6 protein-coding genes and 1 pseudogene are annotated in these 21,010 nt (G+C 49.8%); all 7 read right to left on the minus strand.

Features of this window, described 5'->3' with window-relative positions; genetic code table 11:
- Positions 1–114: 114 nt before the first annotated feature.
- A complete protein-coding gene (gene tnpA, locus IPM52_03340; protein MBK9290654.1) occupies positions 115–597 on the minus strand; it encodes an IS200/IS605 family transposase in 483 nt (160 codons plus the stop codon).
- A 1,289-nt stretch (positions 598–1,886) separates the two neighbouring features.
- Complete coding sequence (locus IPM52_03345) at positions 1,887–8,261, minus strand: amino acid adenylation domain-containing protein (GenBank protein MBK9290655.1); 6,375 nt, start codon at positions 8,259–8,261, stop codon at positions 1,887–1,889.
- 876 nt (positions 8,262–9,137) lie between these two features.
- Positions 9,138–10,295: a DNA-processing protein DprA gene (locus tag IPM52_03350; GenBank protein MBK9290656.1), complete on the minus strand. Its 1,158-nt coding sequence runs from the start codon at positions 10,293–10,295 to the stop codon at positions 9,138–9,140.
- Positions 10,292–12,280, minus strand: coding sequence for a RecQ family ATP-dependent DNA helicase (locus IPM52_03355; protein ID MBK9290657.1), 1,989 nt, complete (start codon positions 12,278–12,280; stop codon positions 10,292–10,294). The genes IPM52_03350 and IPM52_03355 overlap by 4 nt, the downstream gene beginning before the upstream one ends.
- Before the next feature lie 141 nt (positions 12,281–12,421).
- Positions 12,422–13,960: pseudogene (locus IPM52_03360) on the minus strand (putative DNA binding domain-containing protein).
- 23 nt (positions 13,961–13,983) lie between these two features.
- Positions 13,984–18,195 (minus strand): N-6 DNA methylase, encoded by a 4,212-nt coding sequence (locus IPM52_03365; protein MBK9290658.1) that lies wholly within the window; start codon positions 18,193–18,195, stop codon positions 13,984–13,986.
- A 1-nt stretch (position 18,196) separates the two neighbouring features.
- A complete protein-coding gene (locus IPM52_03370) occupies positions 18,197–21,010 on the minus strand; it encodes a DEAD/DEAH box helicase (protein MBK9290659.1) in 2,814 nt (937 codons plus the stop codon).

The following is a 21,010-nucleotide window of genomic DNA, read 5'->3' on the forward strand; positions in this document are numbered from 1 at the left end:
TGTCGCTCCCATGGGGCGGGCGTGATACAGTCTGCCCCGATTGGCAAAATATTTTCCATCGTGACCGGACTTGCTGTTCACACAAAAAATCACAACCCCAGATGGCCAGAATACTTACTGAAAAAGCTTATAGTCCACCTCGATGGGTTGAAACAAATATCGTTCATCATATGTAACCTCAAAATCCCGAAGAAAATCCAGATATTCCTCCCGAAACGACCTACGAGCGTGATGTTTCTCCTGATTTTCAATGTAATTGATAACCGTCTGCAAGTCCTTCTTTGCATAGGAAAAAGCTCCAAAGCCTTCCTGCCATGAAAATCTGCCCGTTACAAATCCCTTTTCGTTGATCCATTTGGATGAGCTTGACTTGATTTCCCGAATCAAATCCGATAATGATTGTGTTGGGCGAAGACCGAAAAGAATATGCAGATGATCAGGCATTCCATTGATAGCCAACATTTTGTGATTATTGCTTTGCACAATGGCGGTGATATATTTGTATAAATCGTCTTTCCATCCTCTCCTGATGAGGCTTCGCCTGTCTTTGACAGCAAAAACAGCATGAATGTGGATTTGGGTATAGGTGTTCGACATGGTGTTCGATTTTTGTAATTTGTAAATTTCAACTGGTTGCGCGCTACGAATATAATTTTTTTTGGATAAAATTTTTTTTTGGCAATGAAAATGGGGCGATTTATGACGTGTGGGTCGACGATGGGATTAACGATATGCCGCCCCTATCGGGGCTACCGATATACCGCCCCTATCGGGGCTACCGATATACCGCCCCTATCGGGGCTACCGATATATCGCCCCTAACGGGGCTACCGATATATCGCCCCTATCGGGGCTACCGATGCCGCCCCTATCTGGGCTACCGATATACCGCCCCTATCGGGGCTACCGATTTGCCGCCCCTAACGGGGCTACCGATTTGCCGCCCCTAACGGGGCTACCGTTATACCGCCCCTATCGGGGCTACCGATATATCGCCCCTATCGGGGCTACCGTTATACCGCCCCTAACGGGGCTACCGATCTACCGCTCCTAACGGGGCTACCGATTTGCCGCCCCTATCGGGGCTACCGTTATACCGCCCCTATCGGGGCTACCGATATATCGCCCCTAACGGGGCTACCGATTTGCCGCCCCTAACGGGGCTACCGATGCCGCCCCTAACGGGGCTGCCGTTATACCGCCCCTATCGGGGCTACCGATATACCGCCTCTATCGGGGCTACCGATTTGCCGCCCCTATCGGGGCTACCGATATATCGCCCCTATCGGGGCTACCGATGCCGCCCCTATCGGGGCTACCGTTATACCGCCCCTATCGGGGCTACCGATATATCGCCCCTATCGGGGCTACCGTTATACCGCCCCTATCGGGGCTACCGATATATCGCCCCTATCGGGGCTACCGATTTGCCGCCCCTATCGGGGCTACCGATATACCGCCCCTATCGGGGCTACCGATTTGCCGCCCCTATCGGGGTTACCGTTATACCGCCCCTATCGGGGCTACCGATATACCGCACCTATCGGGGCTACCGATATATCGCCCCTAACGGGGCTACCGATATACCGCCCCTATCGGGGCTACCGTTATACCGCCCCTATCGGGGCTACCGATATATCGCCCCTAACGGGGCTACCGATATACCGCCCCTATCGGGGCTACCGATGCCGCCCCTATCGGGGCTACCGATATATCGCCCCTAACGGGGCTACCGATATATCGCCCCTAACGGGGCTACCGATGCCGCCCCTAACGGGGCTACCGATATATCGCCCCTATCGGGGCTACCGATTTGCCGCCCCTATCGGGGCTAGCGATTTACCGCCCCTATCGGGGCTACCGGATTGCCGCCTGGTATGCATTGGTCAGCTTTCTGCGTCAAGGGCGGTTTGTCTTACGATTTCGGTGAAGAGCACCCTGTTGCGCACCAGGTCGTGGTGGTTGCCCCAGATTTTGATGATTTGAGGCTGGAACCCTTTCTCTCTATCCCATCCCAGATCTGGAAGATCGAATTCATTCTGGACTGCCACAACGAGTTGCAGCCTGACTGGTTTTCGAGGAGCCTGGGGAATATGGTTTCGGGCAGCTTTATACCACGTCCATCGGATGTAAAAATTCCGGTACTTTTCAGGCAAAGGCTTATTGAAAAACAGGTAGATACACAGGCGAAGCCGTTTGCTAAACAGGTTGATGTGTTTCCTCAAACCTGCGACCGGATGATAAAGTTCACGCCAAACCCAGGGGGCAGGAGTGTCAATCAAAATCAAGCGTTCAATCCTGATTCCCTGACGCACCAGGATCGATGCCATTTCGGCAGCTACAAGACCGCCGAATGAATACCCGATCAGGATAAAACGACTGTATTTCAGGTGGTTGATGAGATGGCTTGCATAGAATTCTGCCATCGAATGTACGTTCGTCCTTTGTATTTGCTCCCCGTCCGATCCCTCCGGAAGAAAGGTATAAATGGCTCTATCCGGCAAAAGTTCCGGGAGATAAAGGTTGCCCCTGTCGAGGAAAACCGTAACCACTGGCACGGTATCATCAGCTTTATGCTGCAGACAGACCATGCCAGGCGGCAGCTGAACCATACCAAGGTTAAGGCTTTGTTTTTTGGCTTCGATAAGTTCAGCAAGCTGCGCAACAGAGGGGTTCTGATAAAATTCACCGATGCTCAGATTTACACCGGTCTGCTTTGAGAGCTCGGAAATACAGGCCAATACCTGAAGTGAGTCGCCTCCGAGCCTGAAAAAATTTGATTCCAGGAATATCTTGCTAACATTCAATATCTTGGAATAGGTCTCCACCACAATGGCCTGGATGGGTGTGTAGCTTTGTGCTGGCACGGCATAAGCTTCATCGGGCAGTTCCGGAAGTGGCAGGGCATGTTCGTCGATCTTCAGGTTCCGGGTTAGCGGAAAATCGTGCAATGGCACCACCGCGGCAGGACACATATAATCGGGCAACATGCCATGCAGATGACGAAGCAAGGACTGGCCATCAAAATTCTCCGGCTCTTTTACTTTGACGTAGGTTGTCAGCACAGGTTTTCCGTGCAGTCTGGCAAGGGTGGTAAAGGCGTCAAAAATTCCTGGGAGTCTTCTGGCTGCCGCATCTATCTCTTCCGGTTCAATTCTGTAGCCCCTGATTTTCAACTGCCTGTCTTTCCGACCCTTGTAGATCAGCTGGCCGTATTTATTCCTCAGCACAAGATCGCCGGTGAGATAACAGCGCACATCCGAAGCAAAATCCGTCTGCAAAGTCACAAACTTTTCGGCCGTTGTTTCAGGTTTGTTGAGGTATTCGTCTGCCAGTTGGGGACCAATCACTCCGAGCTCACCCACAAAACCATCCGGGAGCACCTGATGCTGATTGTCGAGCACCACCAGGCAGTTCTTTCCCAGGGGATATCCTATGGCAAAATCATCTTTGGCTTTGTTTTCGCTGAGCTTACAACTTGCAACGACTACGGTGGTTTCGGTCGGGCCGTAGGTGTTGATGAGTTCCGGACTGTTTCCGAAATGCTCCTTCCAGGCTTCCGCAGCGGGCCAGGAAGCTTTTTCGCCGCCGATGATGACCAAACGCAGGTGAGCGGGAAAATATAGCTGAGCCTCAATCATTGCTCGGGTCATCTGCGCCCAGAACGCAGTTGGCAGATCGAGCACCGTGATCTGGTGTTTTGCCAGAAAATCTGCAAATGTTTTGGCGTTGGTCATCATCTCATCGTTGCGGAGCACGAGTGTGGCCCCGGCACCAAGAGCGCAAAAGATCTCTTCGACAGCGGCGTCGAAAGTGAGAGATGCAAACTGCAGGATCACATCCGTTGGGACGATTTCATAGCGTTGGATGGCGCTTTGGGTAAAAGCGGCCAGCGCCCCGTGGCTGATCAGCACACCTTTGGGCCGCCCTGTGGTGCCTGAGGTGTAGATGATGTATGCCGCATCGGAGCGTTTTGGCCCGGCTGGAGAAGTGTCGCCTGGCTTGAACTGCGACAAAGTCTTGATATTCAAAATCCTGACCGAGGAAAAGATCGGCTTGACCGATAGATCTTCCACAACAAGTAGCACGGACGGTCGGGCGTCGGAAAGAATTTCTTCGATGCGACTTTCCGGCCAATTTGCATCAATGGGCACAAAAGCCCTTCCGCTCGAAAGCACCGCCATCAATCCGGCAATATACCAAACAGAGCGACTGGCAAGTATGCCCACAACTTTCTGATTTCCTGTACTTTCTCTATCCAAAGCAGCACGAATGCGATGGATCAGATCATCGAGCTCCGCATAGGTCAGCACGGTTTCACCCTCCACCAGGGCCGGTTTGTCGGGGTATTTAACCACACACTTTTGGAATAGTTCCGTAACCGATGGCAAATCCATCGCACTTGCAGCCGTAGCTTCGTTGCAGACCTGTTTTAGCGCCGAAAGTTCCTCATCAGGAAGAATACTTAGTTGATTCAGTGGTCTGTCATTACTTAGGCCGGCTTTGAGAAACGTTCTGAAAGATTCTTTGAGCTTACTACCTGTAAAATAGTCTGATTCTTCGCTGTCAAAACCACTGAAAAACAGTGTGTTTGTGGTTGAGTCAAGGCCAAAAGAAAGCAATTCACCCTCCCCAGGAATGCCTGCAGCACAATCGACAAAGATGTGCAACGGGCAGGTTTCATCTATCTGATTTTCATCCTTAGAATCGCCTCCTGACCGAGAGACAGTCGCATCAACCGGTATATTATCCGGTAACCCAATTTGTTTTTCAATTTGCCGGATGCATTTTAACCATTGAACAGTAAAAGCATCTTCGCCCTCTATAGAAATGTGGAGCCACGTCTGAATTGGGTCAGTGCCCTGCTTAGTTTGTATGGTTACAGGAAATGAGAAGGTGGTCGAGTTCGAAATCCGGCCGGCAAACAAGCATAATAAGGATATCAGGCGCGCCCTCGGGGAAGCATCCCTTAACCCGGCCGGAAGTGAATCAACCGAAATCTGGCAGATGGCTGCCGGGTAGGGTTCCCTGAAAAGACCGGTAAGAAAGGAGGCCTGGGGCAGTTTTAAAGCTGGAGCATGAACGTAATCATGTGTGAGCGCTTCGCCTGGGCCGAGCTCCGAAAGCATGGTTTCCGAATTGCTCAACATGAGCTCCAGCAATTGGTTGTAGCTTTCGGCCAGCAAACCAATCTCAGCCTCAGAAAACAAATTAACCGGGTATTCCAACCAACATTCCAGGGCATCCTTGTGCAGGGTGCAATCCATTGTAAGCAAGGCTTTGGCCGTATGGCTGCCAAGCTCTTCAAATGCAATGGCACAATTATGTGCGGAGGCATCTTCCCCATTTCCGAATGTGCTCAGAAAGGTTTCAGCCTTCGGTAGCTTGTCTTCCAGCAAGGCCGGCATCCAGTTTTGAAAAATGAAAAAACACTGGTAAACAGGATTGTGATCAAAACTATGCGCCAGTCCACACTTCTTGATCAACAGGTCGTACGGATACCTTGCGTGGGCGAAGGCTTCGTTGCAGGTGATGGTCAGGCGGTGCACAAACTCCCTGATTGTCATATGCTTCCCGGAATGCCCACCGATCGCAACCACATTGGTGAAATACCCGATCATGCGGTCGAAGGGCGGCAACTGACGGTTGGCATACACCGTGGCAACCATGCCCCTGCCTTTGCCGGTTTTTTTGAACAGACTGAGCATGAATGGCGCCAGCAAGGTCACAAACAATGTGGTATGGTTTGTCCTGGCGTACAACTTTAGTTTTTCGACTGTTAGCAGAGGCATCTTCCAGCTATGCCTTCTTCCCCGGCTGAAGTCGGGAAGCCTGGATTCGAGCCGGAATAATGGTTGAGGCAGTTCTTCAAAAACCTTTCTCCAATAGTTTATATCACTGTCCCAGGCTCCGCTGCTCACTTGTTGCGCCTGGTAACGGACGAAACTTTCGAAGGAGAACGACCGGACGGCAACAGCCTTGACCTCATGCACCAAAGCGTTGCATTTGTTTTTCAGGCTGTTAATAAACAGCCCTGCCGACCAGCCGTCGAAAATGCTGTGGTGAATGTTGAAATACAGAATCTTATGCGCTGCATTGAGCTCGAGCAGGTGCATGCGCCATAGTGGCGCCTCGCCGAGCTTGAAGACATGCCGGCTCAGTTGGAATTCCAAATCATCGATGCGCTGTCCAGGAGCGGGAGATATACCTTCAATTTCAACTTGAAGTTCCGGAAGAATTTTCCAACACAGTTTTCCTTTCTCAAGCTGCATTGCTGCCCTGAGGATATCATGTTCCCCGACAATTGCCGATACGGCCTGGTGGATGACATCAGACCGTACCTCCCCTTTGATTTCGATGCGCAGAAAAATGTTGTGGGCACACTCGAGACCGTCAATCCGGTGCAAAAAGTAAAGCGCTTGCTGTGCAGGTGTAACCGGAAAACATTTTTGATCCCGACCGGCAGCGCTATCTTCGCAGAGGATGGGCGTTTGAGATCTATTTGCCTGTATATCTGATTCATGGATCAGCTTGCGCAAGGCATTTAGACTTCCCTGGCTGCTTAACCATTCGGGAGGGAGTTGTAGGCCAAAATTTTCGTACAGGTCGATCAGCAGCACCATGACGCCTATCGAGTCGCCACCAAGCTGGTAATAGGGCAAATCGGCATCGAAGGTTGAGGCAGGCAGATTTTTCCGGTAGATCTTCTCCAGCAAGTCGGTGGGTTCGGCCTGGCTGGCGGCATGGGTTTCCAAAAGTTTTTCTTTTGCCAGCCTCACGAGCGCCTCACGATCGGTTTTGCCTGATGCATTCACAGGAAATTGTTCGAGACGTACCAAGAGAGCTGGAATCATATATTCCGGCAGGCGCAAAGCGAGTTGTGCCTTCAATCCATCGGGCTGACCGTCTGCCAGGTAAAAAGCAACCAGCTGTTTAAGGCCGGGTTCAGGTTCCACGACTACAGTTATCGCCTTAAGCACCTGAGGCACAGACATCAATGCGGCATCTATCTCGCCCAGTTCCACCCTGTGGCCGCGAATCTTCACCTGAAAATCGCTGCGCCCCACAAACTCTATATTGCCATCGGGCAGCCTGAATGCCAGGTCGCCTGTGAGATAAAACCTCTCTTCGGGTGCATGGGGCAGGATACCTTTCACAAACTTCCGTGAAGTGAGTTCGGGATCATTGAGGTAGCCCGGCGAAACGCCTCTGCCGCCAATTGCAATCTGTCCGATGCTGCCATCGGCTACTGGCTGCAAGGCTTCGTCGAGCAATAGCACAGTATAGCCTGGCAGGGCCGTGCCTATGGACACAATTTCCCTATCGGAACGAATGCCGGTAAATATTTCCGCCGTTGCCGAAACCGTGGCCTCCGTAGGACCATAACCATTGATAATCATGCCGTTGGGCATATGCTGACGGATGCGTTCGAGCACTGACTGTCGGATAGGTTCCACACCCACGAGCAGCCGGCGCAGCGGCAAGATGATGTGGTGCCGGTGGAGGTAGGAAGCGAACACCTCAACCACCTGCGGAGGCAGATACATTATGGTGACCGGACCTTCGGTGAGGTGTTGAACCAGGGAAGGTATATCGGTAATCTTTCCCTTGCCGAGAATTTCCACTTCCGCACCCCAGATGAGGGTGGTAAATATCTCGTGCACCGACACATCAAAGCTGAAAGGTGCGTTGATGAGTGTGCGGTCGTTTTCGTTCACCGGACAGAGCTGTTGGTAGGCATCCACCTGAGTCATCAGGTTTTGATGGGTGATGACCACCCCTTTCGGCCTGCCAGTGGTGCCGCTGGTAAATATGACATAGGCAGGGGCGTCGGCAGTGAGCTCGGGTAATGCGAAACCTTTTGGCAGCTCAGGAAGTTGGGCCAGCATGGCCTGCGACACATAGGTACCCTCAAAATGCACTCCCTGAGGCAATCCCTCATCCGGACCGACGAGGATTCTTGCCTTGCAGTCGTCAAGGATTTGCTGTATCCGTTGCGCACCCTGGGAAGCATCCACCGGGACGTAGGCTCCTCCGGCTTTGAGCACCCCGAACACGGCCACAAGATAATCTGTTGTTCTGTCGAGCAGGATGCACACCAGCTGCCCGCGCTCCAGCCCAAGCTTCAAAAGGAAATGTGCTAGCTGATCGGTAAGACTGTCAAATTGCGAAAAGCTGAGCGAACGACCGCTTCCCGAAACGGCCAGCCGACTGGGAAACCGACCTGCAGTATGCCTGAAGATGTGAATTACGGTGGACATGGTGGTCAGCAATTCCCCGAAAGTAGGAATTTTTGGTTTTGTCAAGTCCTAAAACCTATGCCAATTAACCATAATGTCCGGGTAAAATGGCGATTTTAAAATTTAGTCGGATAAAAGGGATAGAGTTAAATTTTTCACCACAGAGGGCACGGAGGGGCACAGAGATTTTTTTACCACAGAGGACACGGAGGGGCACAGAGAGTTTTTCACCACAGAGGGCACAGAGGGGCACGGAGAGATTTTTTACCACAGAGGGCACGGAGGGGCACAGAGAGATTTTTCACCACCGAGGACACAGAGGGGCACGGAGAGATTTTCACCACAGAGGGCACGGAGGGCCACAGAGTGTTTTCTCCGTGTATCTCTGTGTTCTCTGTGGTGAATTTTTTTCTAACCACAGAGGGCACAGAGGGGCACAGAGAGATTTTTTACCACAGAGGGCACGGAGGGGCACAGAGTGTTTTCTCCGTGTATCTCTGTGTTCTCTGTGGTGAATTCTTTTTCTAACCACAGAGGGCACGGAGGTGCACAGAGAGTTTTCTCCGTGTATCTCTGTGTTCTCTGTGGTGAATTTTTTTCTAACCACAGAGGACACGGAGGGGCACAGAGAGATTTTTTACCACAGAGGACACGGAGGGCCACAGAGATTTTTTACCACAGAGGGCACGTAGGGGCACAGAGTGTTTTCTCCGTGTATCTCTGTGTTCTCTGTGGTGATTTTTTTTTCTAACCACAGAGGACACGGAGGGGCACAGAGAGATTTTATTAACCACGGAGGACACGGAGGGGCACAGAGAGATACCTCAGAGAGTTGGTTGAGATCAAGAAAAATCGGACTGTTATCCTATTGAAATCAGTTGGAGGCTTTAAGGCAAGCTAATCAAAGAGCGTCTTCTGCACCGCACTGCGTGTTCTTTTTATTCTGTAATAATTTTTCCCTTTCAACTTTTCTTTTTCAATGAAATCAAGCTGGTTAAGAAAATTACTCATTTTTCGTACTGACCAGTTAAGACAAAGTTTTTCAATTAGCTCCTGTGCACTGAGTGATCTGCCGCTTAATGCCGTACGAATTTTTTCTTCTGACGAATCGTAATGCATAGGCTCATTGACATTTGCTGCCTGCCCGGTCTTTTGTTCACTGGTGTAGGCCTTTGCCAATTCTTTTCCATCGAAATCAACCGGTATGGCTCCCATTTGAATCAGCAGATGATTGGCATTCTTCTCGCCGGGTTCAGGATTTCTGATGTAGATTATTCTTCCTTTCCTTAGGCCGTCGATTACTCCCGACCACGTGCCTCCTTTTTCTGACGACTCGGCCACATAAATTTCCTCGGACAGTCCGTAAATAATCGGGTTGCGCGCCATGGCAAGCTCAACACGCCAGGGTGCTTTAGGGAAAAATGTACTCAATACCAGCACATCTCCGCTGATTATTTGCCTGTAATAATTTTTAAAGCCCGTTACAAAGGTCATTATCCCCTGTGGCAGAACAATAATACTGCGACCACCGTAGGTTAGAGCCGAATCCAGTGCCTGTTTGTCCACTCCTTTCGCAAAGCCGCTCACAATTATTTTATGTTCGTTTACGGCCGATTTTACGATGTTATCAGTGAATTTTAACGCTGAATCTGATGCAGCCCTTGAACCCACAATGGCAATCGATTTCTCATTGAGAATGTGTTTGTTCCCCTTTACATAAATTACACAAGGGGCTTGAGCAACTTTCAGATTGGTTTTTAAGGTTTTAGAATAATCGGGAGCGGTGATGGGTATTATTTCATATCCCTGATTGAGAAGCGATTCTGCCAGAAAGGCATTGCTTGCCAATTGTTCCTTTGCCTGGGTTAAATCCAAAATTTGCCTGTCGTCCAGTTGATATTTTTCCTTCCAATCTTCTGCCTTTAAATGGAAGAATTCTTCAATGGTCAGCTTATTTTCGTGATAAAACCTGATAATGAGTTGATTTATAGATAGATATTTCCACCCCTGCAGGTGGGCCAGGGTAATCCAATAAGTTGCCTCTTCTTTTTTCATAGCAAGTCTCCTCCAACGGTTTTGGCAATAACTACAGGTGCAATTTTTTTTGCTCCATATCCAGTTAATAACCTTCCTATTTCTTTCACAGTTGCACCGCTATCAAAAATATCATCAATCAGCAAGATTATTTTCCCATTAACTTCCGATGGATTTTTCAGTGTAAATGCATCTTTGATGTTGTCGGCTTTTAGATAACTGTTCTCAAAGACTTTTTGCTCTTTGGTTGTGCGGGTTTTGACAAGCCCATGGGAGATAGGGATGCCGACTACCTGCGAAACCTTGGTGGCAAAGTTCTTAACTAAATTTCCAGATGATGTAGGCGGCACGTAAAGAATCAGGTCAAATTTTTCATTTCCAAATTTTTTACGGAAAGCCTTTAAAAACAGTTTCAGGAGAAAATCAGGAAAATCGCCTCCATTTTCGTATTTCGAGCGATGCAATGCCGCACCCACATTCGAAAACCCATAATATGAGGCAGCAACTCCGTTAATGAGATTAGAATTTCTTGACTCGACTTCTAGTTCAGGAAAATAATTTTCCCTGAATACCTGAAGTTTTTCAATCCACGCTGAGGTTACAGACACAGTAATTTTCCTTTCTCCTGTGTTGTCGCAATTGTTGAAAGACGTTTTGGTAGAATCGCCCAGATAATCACAAAGATATTTCATACGCGATCCTTTTGTATCCACATAAGCAATCATGTCTTTCAGTTCTGCAAGTTTTGCTTTCCGTAATTCATCAAATGCTCTGGTGTTGAGGGGCATAGAATCAGGAATGTATTCGTATTTCTTGTTCCTACCAATGTATACCTCACGTATGATGCCTTGCTCCATCAGGTCGGCTTTGATAACCCTCAGCTGTGTTTGTTTCAAATTCGTTTTTTTTATTAACTCCCTTTCTCCCAACAATTCGTTTTTTATTGCTTCGATCACTCTCTGATACTTATCCAGGGAAGGCCTTCCTCCTTCGATAAATGCTTCAGGCAGTTTTCTATCTTCCGGACTGTAGAACAGAATGATGTATGCCGGCCTTCCGTCGCGACCAGCCCTGCCAATTTCCTGATAATAATGAATCGGAGATTGGGGAATCTGGGTGTGGATAATGAACCTGATATCTGGTTTGTCAATTCCCATCCCAAGTGCATTGGTCGCAGTAACACATTTCCACCTATTGTTCATCAACCCGTTTTCAATATCAACTATTGAATCTTTGTCCATGCCTGCATTGTAAGCAGTCGATGAAATTCCGAGAAAATTGAACCAATTTGCGTAAATTTCAGTACCTACTCTTGTTCCTGCATATAAGACACCTGTTCCTGGCAAGCTTTTAAGGTTCATGCCAAGCCAGATGAGCTTTTCATCCTCTGAACTTACTTTTACAACAAACAGTTTGAGGTTTGTTCTCAATAATTCACCCCGTATAACGGAAATGTCGCTGCCAATTTGTGAAACAATATCTCTTTCAACTCTTTTGGTGGCTGTTGCGGTGGTTGCCAGCACCGGCACTCCTCTGGGCAGAAGCTTTACCAGATCGACAATTCTTTTGAATGCAGGTCGGAAATCGTGTCCCCAAACTGAAATGCAATGCGCTTCATCTACAACGACCATTGAAATTTTTATTTGATGCACCGCTTCAATCCATTCACTGTTTTCCTGTCTTTCAGGTGATATGTACAGGATCTTTAATCTGCCTCGTTTTGCTTCTTCAATTGCATTTAAATTATCCTCAGGTTCTTGCTCATAGTTGATGCAACTGGCTGCAATACCAAGTGCATTCAACCTTTTAACCTGGTCGCGCATCAAAGCGATTAACGGAGAAAACACAACCGTCGTTCCCTGAAAAATTGTAGCAGGAAATTGAAAACAAAGCGACTTGCCAAACCCTGTCTTTGCTATCAGCAATATCTTCTCACCTCTGAGAATTTTCTCAATTGCCACCCATTGTTCGTTGTAAAAGGCAGGCAATCTGAATCTTGTTTTCAACTAAACTCCGCTTCTCTTCTTGTTATCACTTCAGACCTAAGTTTAACTAACGGTTACAAGCTGATTGGATATTTGGTTATGCTCAACTATTACATTGGCTCGCCCTCATTTCAAATAATTGAGAAAAGCTTACCGGCAAACTTACAATCTCCTGCCCTCATCCAACAACTTCAAAAACACTAACCCCTTTGGCGTAATCCTGTGTTTCTGTCTGGAGCTTTTGGCCTCGGGTTCAGTCCACTCGACCAATTGGTCCGTTTGCAGCTTTGTCAATACTTTCTTCAGTTGCCCTGATATTGATTTCTGTCCAAGCGCTTCAGAAATTTCTTTTGTTGACGAGGTTCTTTCCTTGATCAGCTTCAGTACTTTCCCATATAAAGACTCGTGCTGTAACTCGTGCTGTAACTCGTGCTGCAACTCGTGCTGTAACTCCTGCTGTAACTCGTGCTGCAACTCGTGCTGTAACTCGTGCTGTAACTCCTGCTGTAACTCCTGCTGCAACTCCTGCTCCTGCTGGTAGTTTTTCTTTAGGAATACCACCCGAAAAGACAATCCAGGCTCTTTCCACTGAAACTCTATTTCAGGATATTGCTGTAATTCATTTGCTATCAGCTTTAAACCATTACCCCATTGCTCAATAATTCCCAGACGTTTGAATACCGGCGCCAACACCTTATTTCTGATGTCAGATTGCCCGGAAAGCATTTCATTGAAATCAACCGTAGGTGGCAGGGTTCCCAGGCTGGTAATTTCGATCTTGTCGTCAAAAATGGCAATTTTAATATCCTTTCCGGTGAGCGCGTAATCCCGGTGGATCACTGCATTACGGATTACCTCACGTATGGCAATTACCGGATATTCCCATCGGTTGTTCCTGTAAACACCCGAATAGTCGGTGGAGCCTTCTGAAATGTGACGGAGTACGAACTTATAGGCTTCCTCTGGCTGTAAAGCAAGGCCCACACTGATGGTTTTCTGGTCAATAAAATTTCCAGGCTCAGTTCCCTTGAACCTTGCACATTCAACCTTTGCATAAGGGAAAAGTTGCGTTCGCAACTCATCATCCTACAGAAGTATCAACGCGTTGGTTGGAAGATTTTTATTTTGTTCGGTGCGGAAAAGGTCCAGTTTCCTTAAAACCTGGCGTGTAAGTTCTTCACCCGTTTTTTCCAGAAAAAATTCTTTAAACGAAGTTATGTTGACCTGATCAATGGTTTTGGTAAAAACCAGTTCACTGTCGAAGGAAATATTTTTCCTTTGCCGCTTGAGTTCTTCAATGATTTCTTTGGAAGCCAGACGATTGCTCGAGCCAACTCGAATATACGTGCCTTCTTCAATGGTTGACTGTTTAAGGTGATAAGGTGGTGCGCTACCCTTAAATATGACTACTTGTATGATTGATTTGCCTTCATGGCGTAAAAAGGATATCTCCGGGAGAATTACCGGTTCGCACAAATCATGAATGATGCTGCTGATCTTTTCTTCCGTTTTTAATAAAAGGTCTTCATCAATTCCGGTAACCTGACGGGGAGTATCCTGAATTCCGATGTACATTGTTCCGCCTGCATCATTGGCAAATGCTATGGCTGTTTTGGCAATATCCAAACCCGAGGTGATTTCTTTTTTAAACTCAAGTTTGCGGCCTTCAGATTGTTGGAGTATTTGATTGATTTTGGACATGTTGTTATAAAACACAGTTGACTTTACTGATTAAACAAATCCCCATACCCCACCCCCGTCTCTTTCGCTTTTGGCTTGGAAGCTGTTGGCTTTTTATGGGTTTCTTTCTCCCCGCTCAGATCCCGCTGGCACTCCTCCCAAATCGCTTTCAGTCGTTTCAGGTGCGATTCCATATCCCATTGTGGGCGGAGGCGGTCGTAGGCTTCGAGCACGAGGCGGCGGGTGCGGTATTCGCCGTGGCGGCGGATTTCTTTTTCCTTGAGTACGCGGAAGGTTTCGCCGGGGAAGTCGGGGCCGTACACCTCCTGTGGGTCTAAGATGTAGCGCAGCTCGTCGCGCTCCAGGCCGTAGAGCAGCGCATACCAGGCATCGAGTTCGGCGCGGAGCAGGGCACGGCGGTCTTCGTCCCATTTGAAGGGGGGCAGCGGGCAGCCGCCGTTTTTCTCCGGTTCCCAGTCAATTTCAGGGTAGGCCGGCGCCCAGTCGGGGATTTGCCAGCTGTGGCCGCCTGTGGCGCGGCGGTTGTCTTCCCATTGCTGCCGGATGGCTGCCCTGAGCTCCTCATCCGCCTCCCGCCACACATCATCGGCAAAGGCTTTGATGTCCCAGGAGGTGTAAATGAGTTCTACAATGCTTGGAATCAGCATAATTATCATCCCAACGGGATACGTTTCAGGCACCAATACTGCAAATTGTTCAACATAAAAAAAGTTCAAGTGAGCACTTGCAATCTTTTGCCTGGCAAAGAAATCAAGGATTAAACTGTTAAAATTTGCAAATTTGATTGTACGTTGTTGGTTATTTTTATTGCTTTTTACGATGGGAAAATTATTTCCTATTGCTGCTAATGACAAAACTGAAAAAATACTTGTTCTCTCATCCGTTGACCTGGCAATATCTCTAAAACCAAGAAACCACTTCTTATCCGTCTGTTTGTCTACCTCCTCTTTCACCACCCAATACCAGGGAATGGCCACAAAAGCCGGATTTTGTTTTTGCAGCAAGGTAGTTTCGGTGGTTTCGGAACGGCTTGAGGCGCCTTCGAAGGTACTGAAACGATGGTCAAAATGCCAGATCATCTTGGCTTCATACAGCGGCAACCAGATCTCCTCCCCTTTCACAAAGCGGTTGCCCATAAGGGTAAAGCCGGCCTGCTCCATCTGCGCACGGGTGCGGAAGAGGTGGGAGTCGGTTGACATATTGAATAAGCCTTGCTTGAAGGACACACCCCACGGGTTTTGGTTTTTTGACTCGTTGATGAGCACGGGCACGCGGCTGTAAATTTTTGCCGTGAGTTCGGCATCCTGGCGGGTGCGGAAAATGGGTGTGGTGCGGGTGTTGGGGTTGATGTTCAGGAAATCCTGTTGCGAAAGGGCAAACACCCTTCGGGGGTCGGTAAGGTCGAGTACATCGTGCAGAAAGAAGCCAAATTTCTGTTCAGACCTAGTTTTTCCACCCAAAATTGTAACAAGCGAAAATTTCATTAAACTAATAACACTGGGGAATATTTTCTTTCGGTTCTCAAAATCAAAGAGCGAGACCAGTTGGCCGTCTTCTATAAGATGAGCAAAAAACCTTTTGTTGCCATCATCGGTGGCAATTCCGGTAGGAACAATAAAACCGGCACGCCCATCAGCATTGATTGATTTCAGAATTTTTTCAGCAAAGGCAGCATAAAGGTTTAACCTGCCGGAATTTGTAAGCGTAAGAATGCCACTTTCCTGCATAAACTTACGGCTGGCGTCGAAAGTTCTTAATTCATGATGATATTCATCATAAAGCCCGGGATTGTTTGTGGCAAGTTGTGCGATTAGCTTTGTTCGTTCAGCCTTGTTTGCGGCTTCGTCAATTTCGGGAGCACGGGTTTCAAAAAATTCTATTTCCTTTAGTTCAACGATTTCCCACGGCGGGTTGGCCAGCACCACATCGAAGCCGCCTTTTGCGGCGATATCGGGGAACTCCAGTGGCCAGTGGAAAAAGCGATAATTGATGGATGCTGCGGTTGCCTGGGCTTCCAAGCGGGCATTCAGGCTGCCGGCGCTGCCCAGAAAAATGGCCAGGAATTCGGACTGCACATAGAGGTGTTCGGGCTTTCCGGTTTTGTATTCCTGGAAAAAGGCATACGTAAACAGGTTGCAGGCGGTTTGGTCTTTCAGCAGTTGGGGGTCGCGCATCAGGCGGCTGTATTCGCGGCGCTTTTTTTCGTAGTCTTCCTGGGTGTACACCTTAAGTTCGTGCAGCTGGAGGTATTTTTCAGCAAATTGCTGCTGGTGGGCCTCCAGCGTTTCGGCTTGGGAGAAAAGGGACAATTGTTTCCTTTTCAGAAAATCGCGGTTGCGTTTCTTTATTGCTGAGGCCACCGCCCGGTCGTCGCCGCTCAGGGGGTTGAAAGCGCCTTCGGGTATGCCGCCTCTGAGGCGTTTCAGGTTGTCCACACCCACCAGCGAGTCGCCGCATTTGATTTTGTGTTCCAGGAAAGTGAGGGGTTTGCCGCTGTTGTGCGCCACCAGCCAGAGGCTGAGGCGGCAAAGCTCCACGGCGGCGGGGTTTTTGTCCACGCCGTAGATGCAGCTTTCAATCACATCGCGTGTGGCTTCCAGCAGGGGTTCTTCGCCCGGGTTTTCTTCGCCGGTGCGTATCTTGGCCAGTTCGAAGCCCAGCACCCTGGCGGCGGCCAGCAAAAAATGCCCGGAGCCGGCGGCAGGGTCGCACACCGAAATGCCGAGGATGGCGTTGGCTTTTTCTTCGCGGGTTCTGGCTTTTTTCAAGCGCTCCTCCATCACCGGGATGAGTGCGGTTTTGATGAGCTGTGCCACCAGGTCGTGGCGGGTGTAGTACGAACCGGTGAGTTTGCGCAGCGAGCCTTCGGTAAAGCTGAAGGCCGGCGTAGGCAGGTCGAGGTTGAAGTAAGGCTGCAGTTCGAGCAGGGCTTCATACACCGAACCGAGTTCTTCCACATCCAGGTCGCGGTAGTTCACACGGGTGAGCTGCCCGCGTTCGTCGCGGAAGGTAGTGAGCCTGCCCAGGATTTCGAGCATATATTGGTTTTGGAGGCGCAGGCTGTAGAGGTCAATCCCGTCGAGGCTGAGGCTGTTGGTTCCGAACAATTCTCCGCCCAGGGGTTTGATGCCCAGTTTTTCGCCTTCTCCCAGGGGTTCGAACAGGCGGAAGGTGGCCAGCAAGGCCTGCCAGAGGTCGTGTTTGCGCGGGTCGATATACACCGGCGAGAGGGCCAGGTTGCGCAGGCGCTCAAAACTGTAATGATTCAGGTAGATGTTGCGCAGGCGGTTTTTGCTTTCGTATTCCGCATCATCTTTTGTGAACCTTGGGTAAACCAGGTTACGTTCCTCGATGGTGGCCAGGAAGATGATGCGGTAAACGGTTCGCAGCAGGAGTTTGTAGAACTGCGCTGCATGGATGTTTCCGGTGCGCACCTGCTCCACAAAATGCGCATTGGCAGGATGGGTAAGAAAGCCTTTGGCCATGGTTTCCATGGATTCTTTCACCGCCGTGCGCAGTTTTTCGCGTATGCGCGCGCCGGAATCCAGGGATTCCTGGTGGTAGAACTCAAAGATGGATTTTTCGGCTTCGTCGGGGCTTTCGGGCATGCGCGAGGCATGGAGCACGCGGTACATGAGGGCAAACTCATAGAACAAGTCCTCTTCGAGCATCTTGCCGAGGTCGAACTCAAGGTAAGCCAGTTTGGAGAGGCGGTTGGAGTCGCGCAGCAGACGGATTTGTGTGCCGTTGGTTACCAGCCCGTAGAGGTGACCGGTGTGGTTGAGGTATTCCTGCATGAGGGCATGCGGCGACATGCGCAGGCGGTTGCCTTCGGGTTTGCGGTCGAGCTTGTCGGCATATCCCATGATGAGCACCGGAAAGCCGTTGCGCTTGGCATCGCGGTGGCTGATGGGGAAGGTTTTTCCATTAATTTCTTCGACGCGGGCCGGTTCAATGTCGTACCCCAGCTCGAACAAAAACGGGGTCATCCAGAGTTTGCGGGTTTCGGAAGTGCCGTATTCGCCCTCCGGCAGCGCTTCCATTTTGCGCGAATAAAGCTCCCAAAGAATTTTCGCTTCCGACCAGGCGCTGCTGATCCTATCGCGCAGCGTGCTTCCTTTATCGAAACCGAAATCCTTGGGTTTCTGATAGTGATAGTTCTCGTCGTTGCGAATCTTATCGAGGATTTCGAGCGTGATGATGTTGCCCTGTATGTGGATGGCTGAGTAGTTCATCTTACAAATCGAGTTTAGGTTTGGGCATGAGGATATACACTCCCATCACATCGGGAGGAAGCACTGGGGTGGCTTTTTCATACCGCCTTCCGCCCACCAGTTCCTTGAAGCGGCCGTGGGCTTCCACCAGGTTTTCGGCACGCTGTGTGGCCAGTTCCAGAAATTGGCTTTCCATTTGGGCAAACTGTTTGATTTCCATTTCAAAGTCGTGTTTCTGGCGTTCGGCGCTGAGGTCGTAGGCTGAGACAGCTTCGCGCAGGAGTTTTTTCCCCTCTTCATATCCGATGGTTTCGGCATCTGGTCCGCTGCCGCGATAGCCCCAGAGGTACATCTCTTCCGAAACTACCTCATGCGTACTCCTCACTTCTTTGATGACGTTGCGCACGCGAAACATGATGAGGGTGGTTTTAAGCTGCACCGCATCGGTTACGATTTCGGCCACACGTGCCACACGGGCATAATCGGCATGCCCTTCAAAAGCCAGGTTGAACATAAACTGGCACAACTGCTCCACAAACAGGTGGTTTCGGCCGATGTAGCGATAGCCGCGCGGCGTAGGCGATTCAAAGCTGATTTTCACTTTTTCGCGCCCGCCAAAATGGTTCTTCAGATGGTGGGGAAGGTTGCGCGGATAGAGGGTGTATCCGCTTCCTCCATCATGGATGATGCTTGCCCCGAGGTGCTGCACCGATTGCACCACAAAGGCTTCCACCGTCTGTACATCGCCTATGGCTTCGTCCACCTCTTTCAGGTTTTTCTTTATCAGTTCGGGCTTGATGGAAGCGTGGGTGAAGATGCTGCGGAGTTTTTCGGCTTTCTGCCGGGCATTTTCCAGTTCGGTAGTAAAAAATTCTTCGGCAAAGAGGCTCAACTGTCTGCCTTCGTTGCTTTTGCCTTCGCCGGTGAGCAATTCTTTCAGCACCTCATCCATCACCGATTGTTCGCTGTCGCCCAGCGAGATGTTCACGCCGGTGGAGTTCTGAATGTCCCAGATTTTTCTGACCAGCACTTTCAGCACCAGTTGGTCAATCTGGTTATCCTCGCCAATGAGCAGGTAAGCCTTGATGCGCGGGGCGGTTTGCCCGAAACGGTCAATACGGCCCTCGCGTTGTTCAATACGGTTGGGATTCCAGGGCAGGTCGTAATGCAACAAGGCCGTGAAGTAGTCCTGCAGGTTGATGCCCTCGCTCAGGCAGTCGGTGGCCACCAGTAAGCGTTTCTCGCTGCCGGCCATGGCTTCAATCCGCATCTTGCGAAGCTCATCGGCATCTTCCGAAGTGATTACCTGAATATCAACAGTTTTAGGCAGGTATTCCCTGAGCAGCTCCCCGATATACCTGGCTGTTTCGATGTATTTGCAGAATACAATGGGTTGGAAGCCCTGCTTCAGCCATTCCTCCACAATTTTGATTGCTTTTTTTGCTTTCAGGTCTTTTTCCGGCCCGTAAAGGGTTTTGATGGTTTCGGCCAGTTTTTCTATCTCTGTGAGTTCTTCACGGATGAGTTCGGCTTTGTCGAGCAGTTCGGCCCTTGTGAAGTCGCTGTCGTGCGAGAGCTTATCCAATAATGGATTGTCCATCAGTTCAGTTTCCAGCAGTTCCTGCTCATCCAGGCGTTTGCTTTGCCTGTTTTCGAGCATGGAGAGGCCGGCAGCGGGGCTCGACATGACGCCCCGTAGCAAAGCGAGCGCTGCCCAGTAACGCACCCTGAACGTGCGTTTATCTTTTCCCAGCGTGGTGAGGACGCGGGCAAAGCGCCTGACATCTTCATAAAACATCCGGTATTCAGGGGATAAAACAAACTTCTCTTCCCTGGCATCCTTTTCCGGGAAAGGGGTTGCCTCTTCCAGCCAAAGTTTGATGTTTTTGCGCTTGCGCTGGATGAAATGCCTGGCAATCTTTTCCCTGTGTTTATGTTCTATGTCGTCGAAATGCCAGGTTCGGAATTCCGGATTGAGCAGGCCGAGCAGCGAGATAAACTCGCTGTCTTTTCCGGAATGCGGCGTAGCGGTGAGCAGCACCAGGTGTCTGTTTTTGTTTTCGGCCAGGTCGTAAATCAACGAATGGCGTTGCTGCTGGTTTTTGTTTTTTGCATTCTCGGGCAGTGCGCAGGTGTGCGCCTCGTCAACAATGATGAGTTCAGGCGCATCGAGCAAAAACTTGCGTTTGTTTTTATCGGATTTGATATAATCAATCGAGATCACCTGATAAGGTGTGTGGTAGAAGATGCTGCGGTCGTCGCGCAGTTTGCGGTCGAGCTGTGCGGCGGTGCTGGAACGGATGATTTCGGCATGGATGTCGAGTTTATCCCTGAGTTCGTTGTGCCACTGGTCGCAGAGGTGGGGCGGACAAATCACGGCAAAGGTTTTTATTTCACCTCTTTCCAGCAGTTCCTTCAAAATCAGCAAGGCTTCGATGGTTTTCCCGATGCCCACATCGTCGGCAATAAGCAGGCGGGTGACGTTTTGCCCGAGGGCCATCACCAGTGGCACCACCTGGTAAGCCCGTGGCCGGAACGAAAGTTTGCCCATGCAGCGGAAGGGACCGCTGGCATTGCGGAATGATAGCCGGGAAGCATCGAACAGCAGGCTGGCGGTGCTGAACGAACCCATGTCGTCGGCCACAGGCATGGGAAATGAATCTTCCGTGATTTCTTCTCCGGGGAGGTTGAGGGCTTTAAAAACCCCTGTAATTTCGTGGTCGGAACCCCCGAGCGGTTTCAACAGCATCAGTTCCGCATCGTCGCAAGGCAATACAATCCAGCGACGGTCGCGGAATTTTACCAGTTTGCCCGGGGTAAATGTTTTTTGGGTCAT

It is taken from the genome of Bacteroidota bacterium, assembly GCA_016715945.1.
Classification (GTDB): domain Bacteria; phylum Bacteroidota; class Bacteroidia; order Bacteroidales; family F082; genus JALNZU01.

Coding starts and splice junctions, on each gene's coding strand:
- IPM52_03365 (MBK9290658.1), bottom strand. CDS start 18,195: ATGAACTACTCAGCCATCCACATACAGGGCAACATCATCACGCTCGAA.
- IPM52_03370 (MBK9290659.1), bottom strand. CDS start 21,010: ATGACCCAAAAAACATTTACCCCGGGCAAACTGGTAAAATTCCGCGAC.
- IPM52_03350 (MBK9290656.1), bottom strand. CDS start 10,295: ATGAAAAAAGAAGAGGCAACTTATTGGATTACCCTGGCCCACCTGCAG.
- tnpA (MBK9290654.1), bottom strand. CDS start 597: ATGTCGAACACCTATACCCAAATCCACATTCATGCTGTTTTTGCTGTC.
- IPM52_03345 (MBK9290655.1), bottom strand. CDS start 8,261: ATGTCCACCGTAATTCACATCTTCAGGCATACTGCAGGTCGGTTTCCC.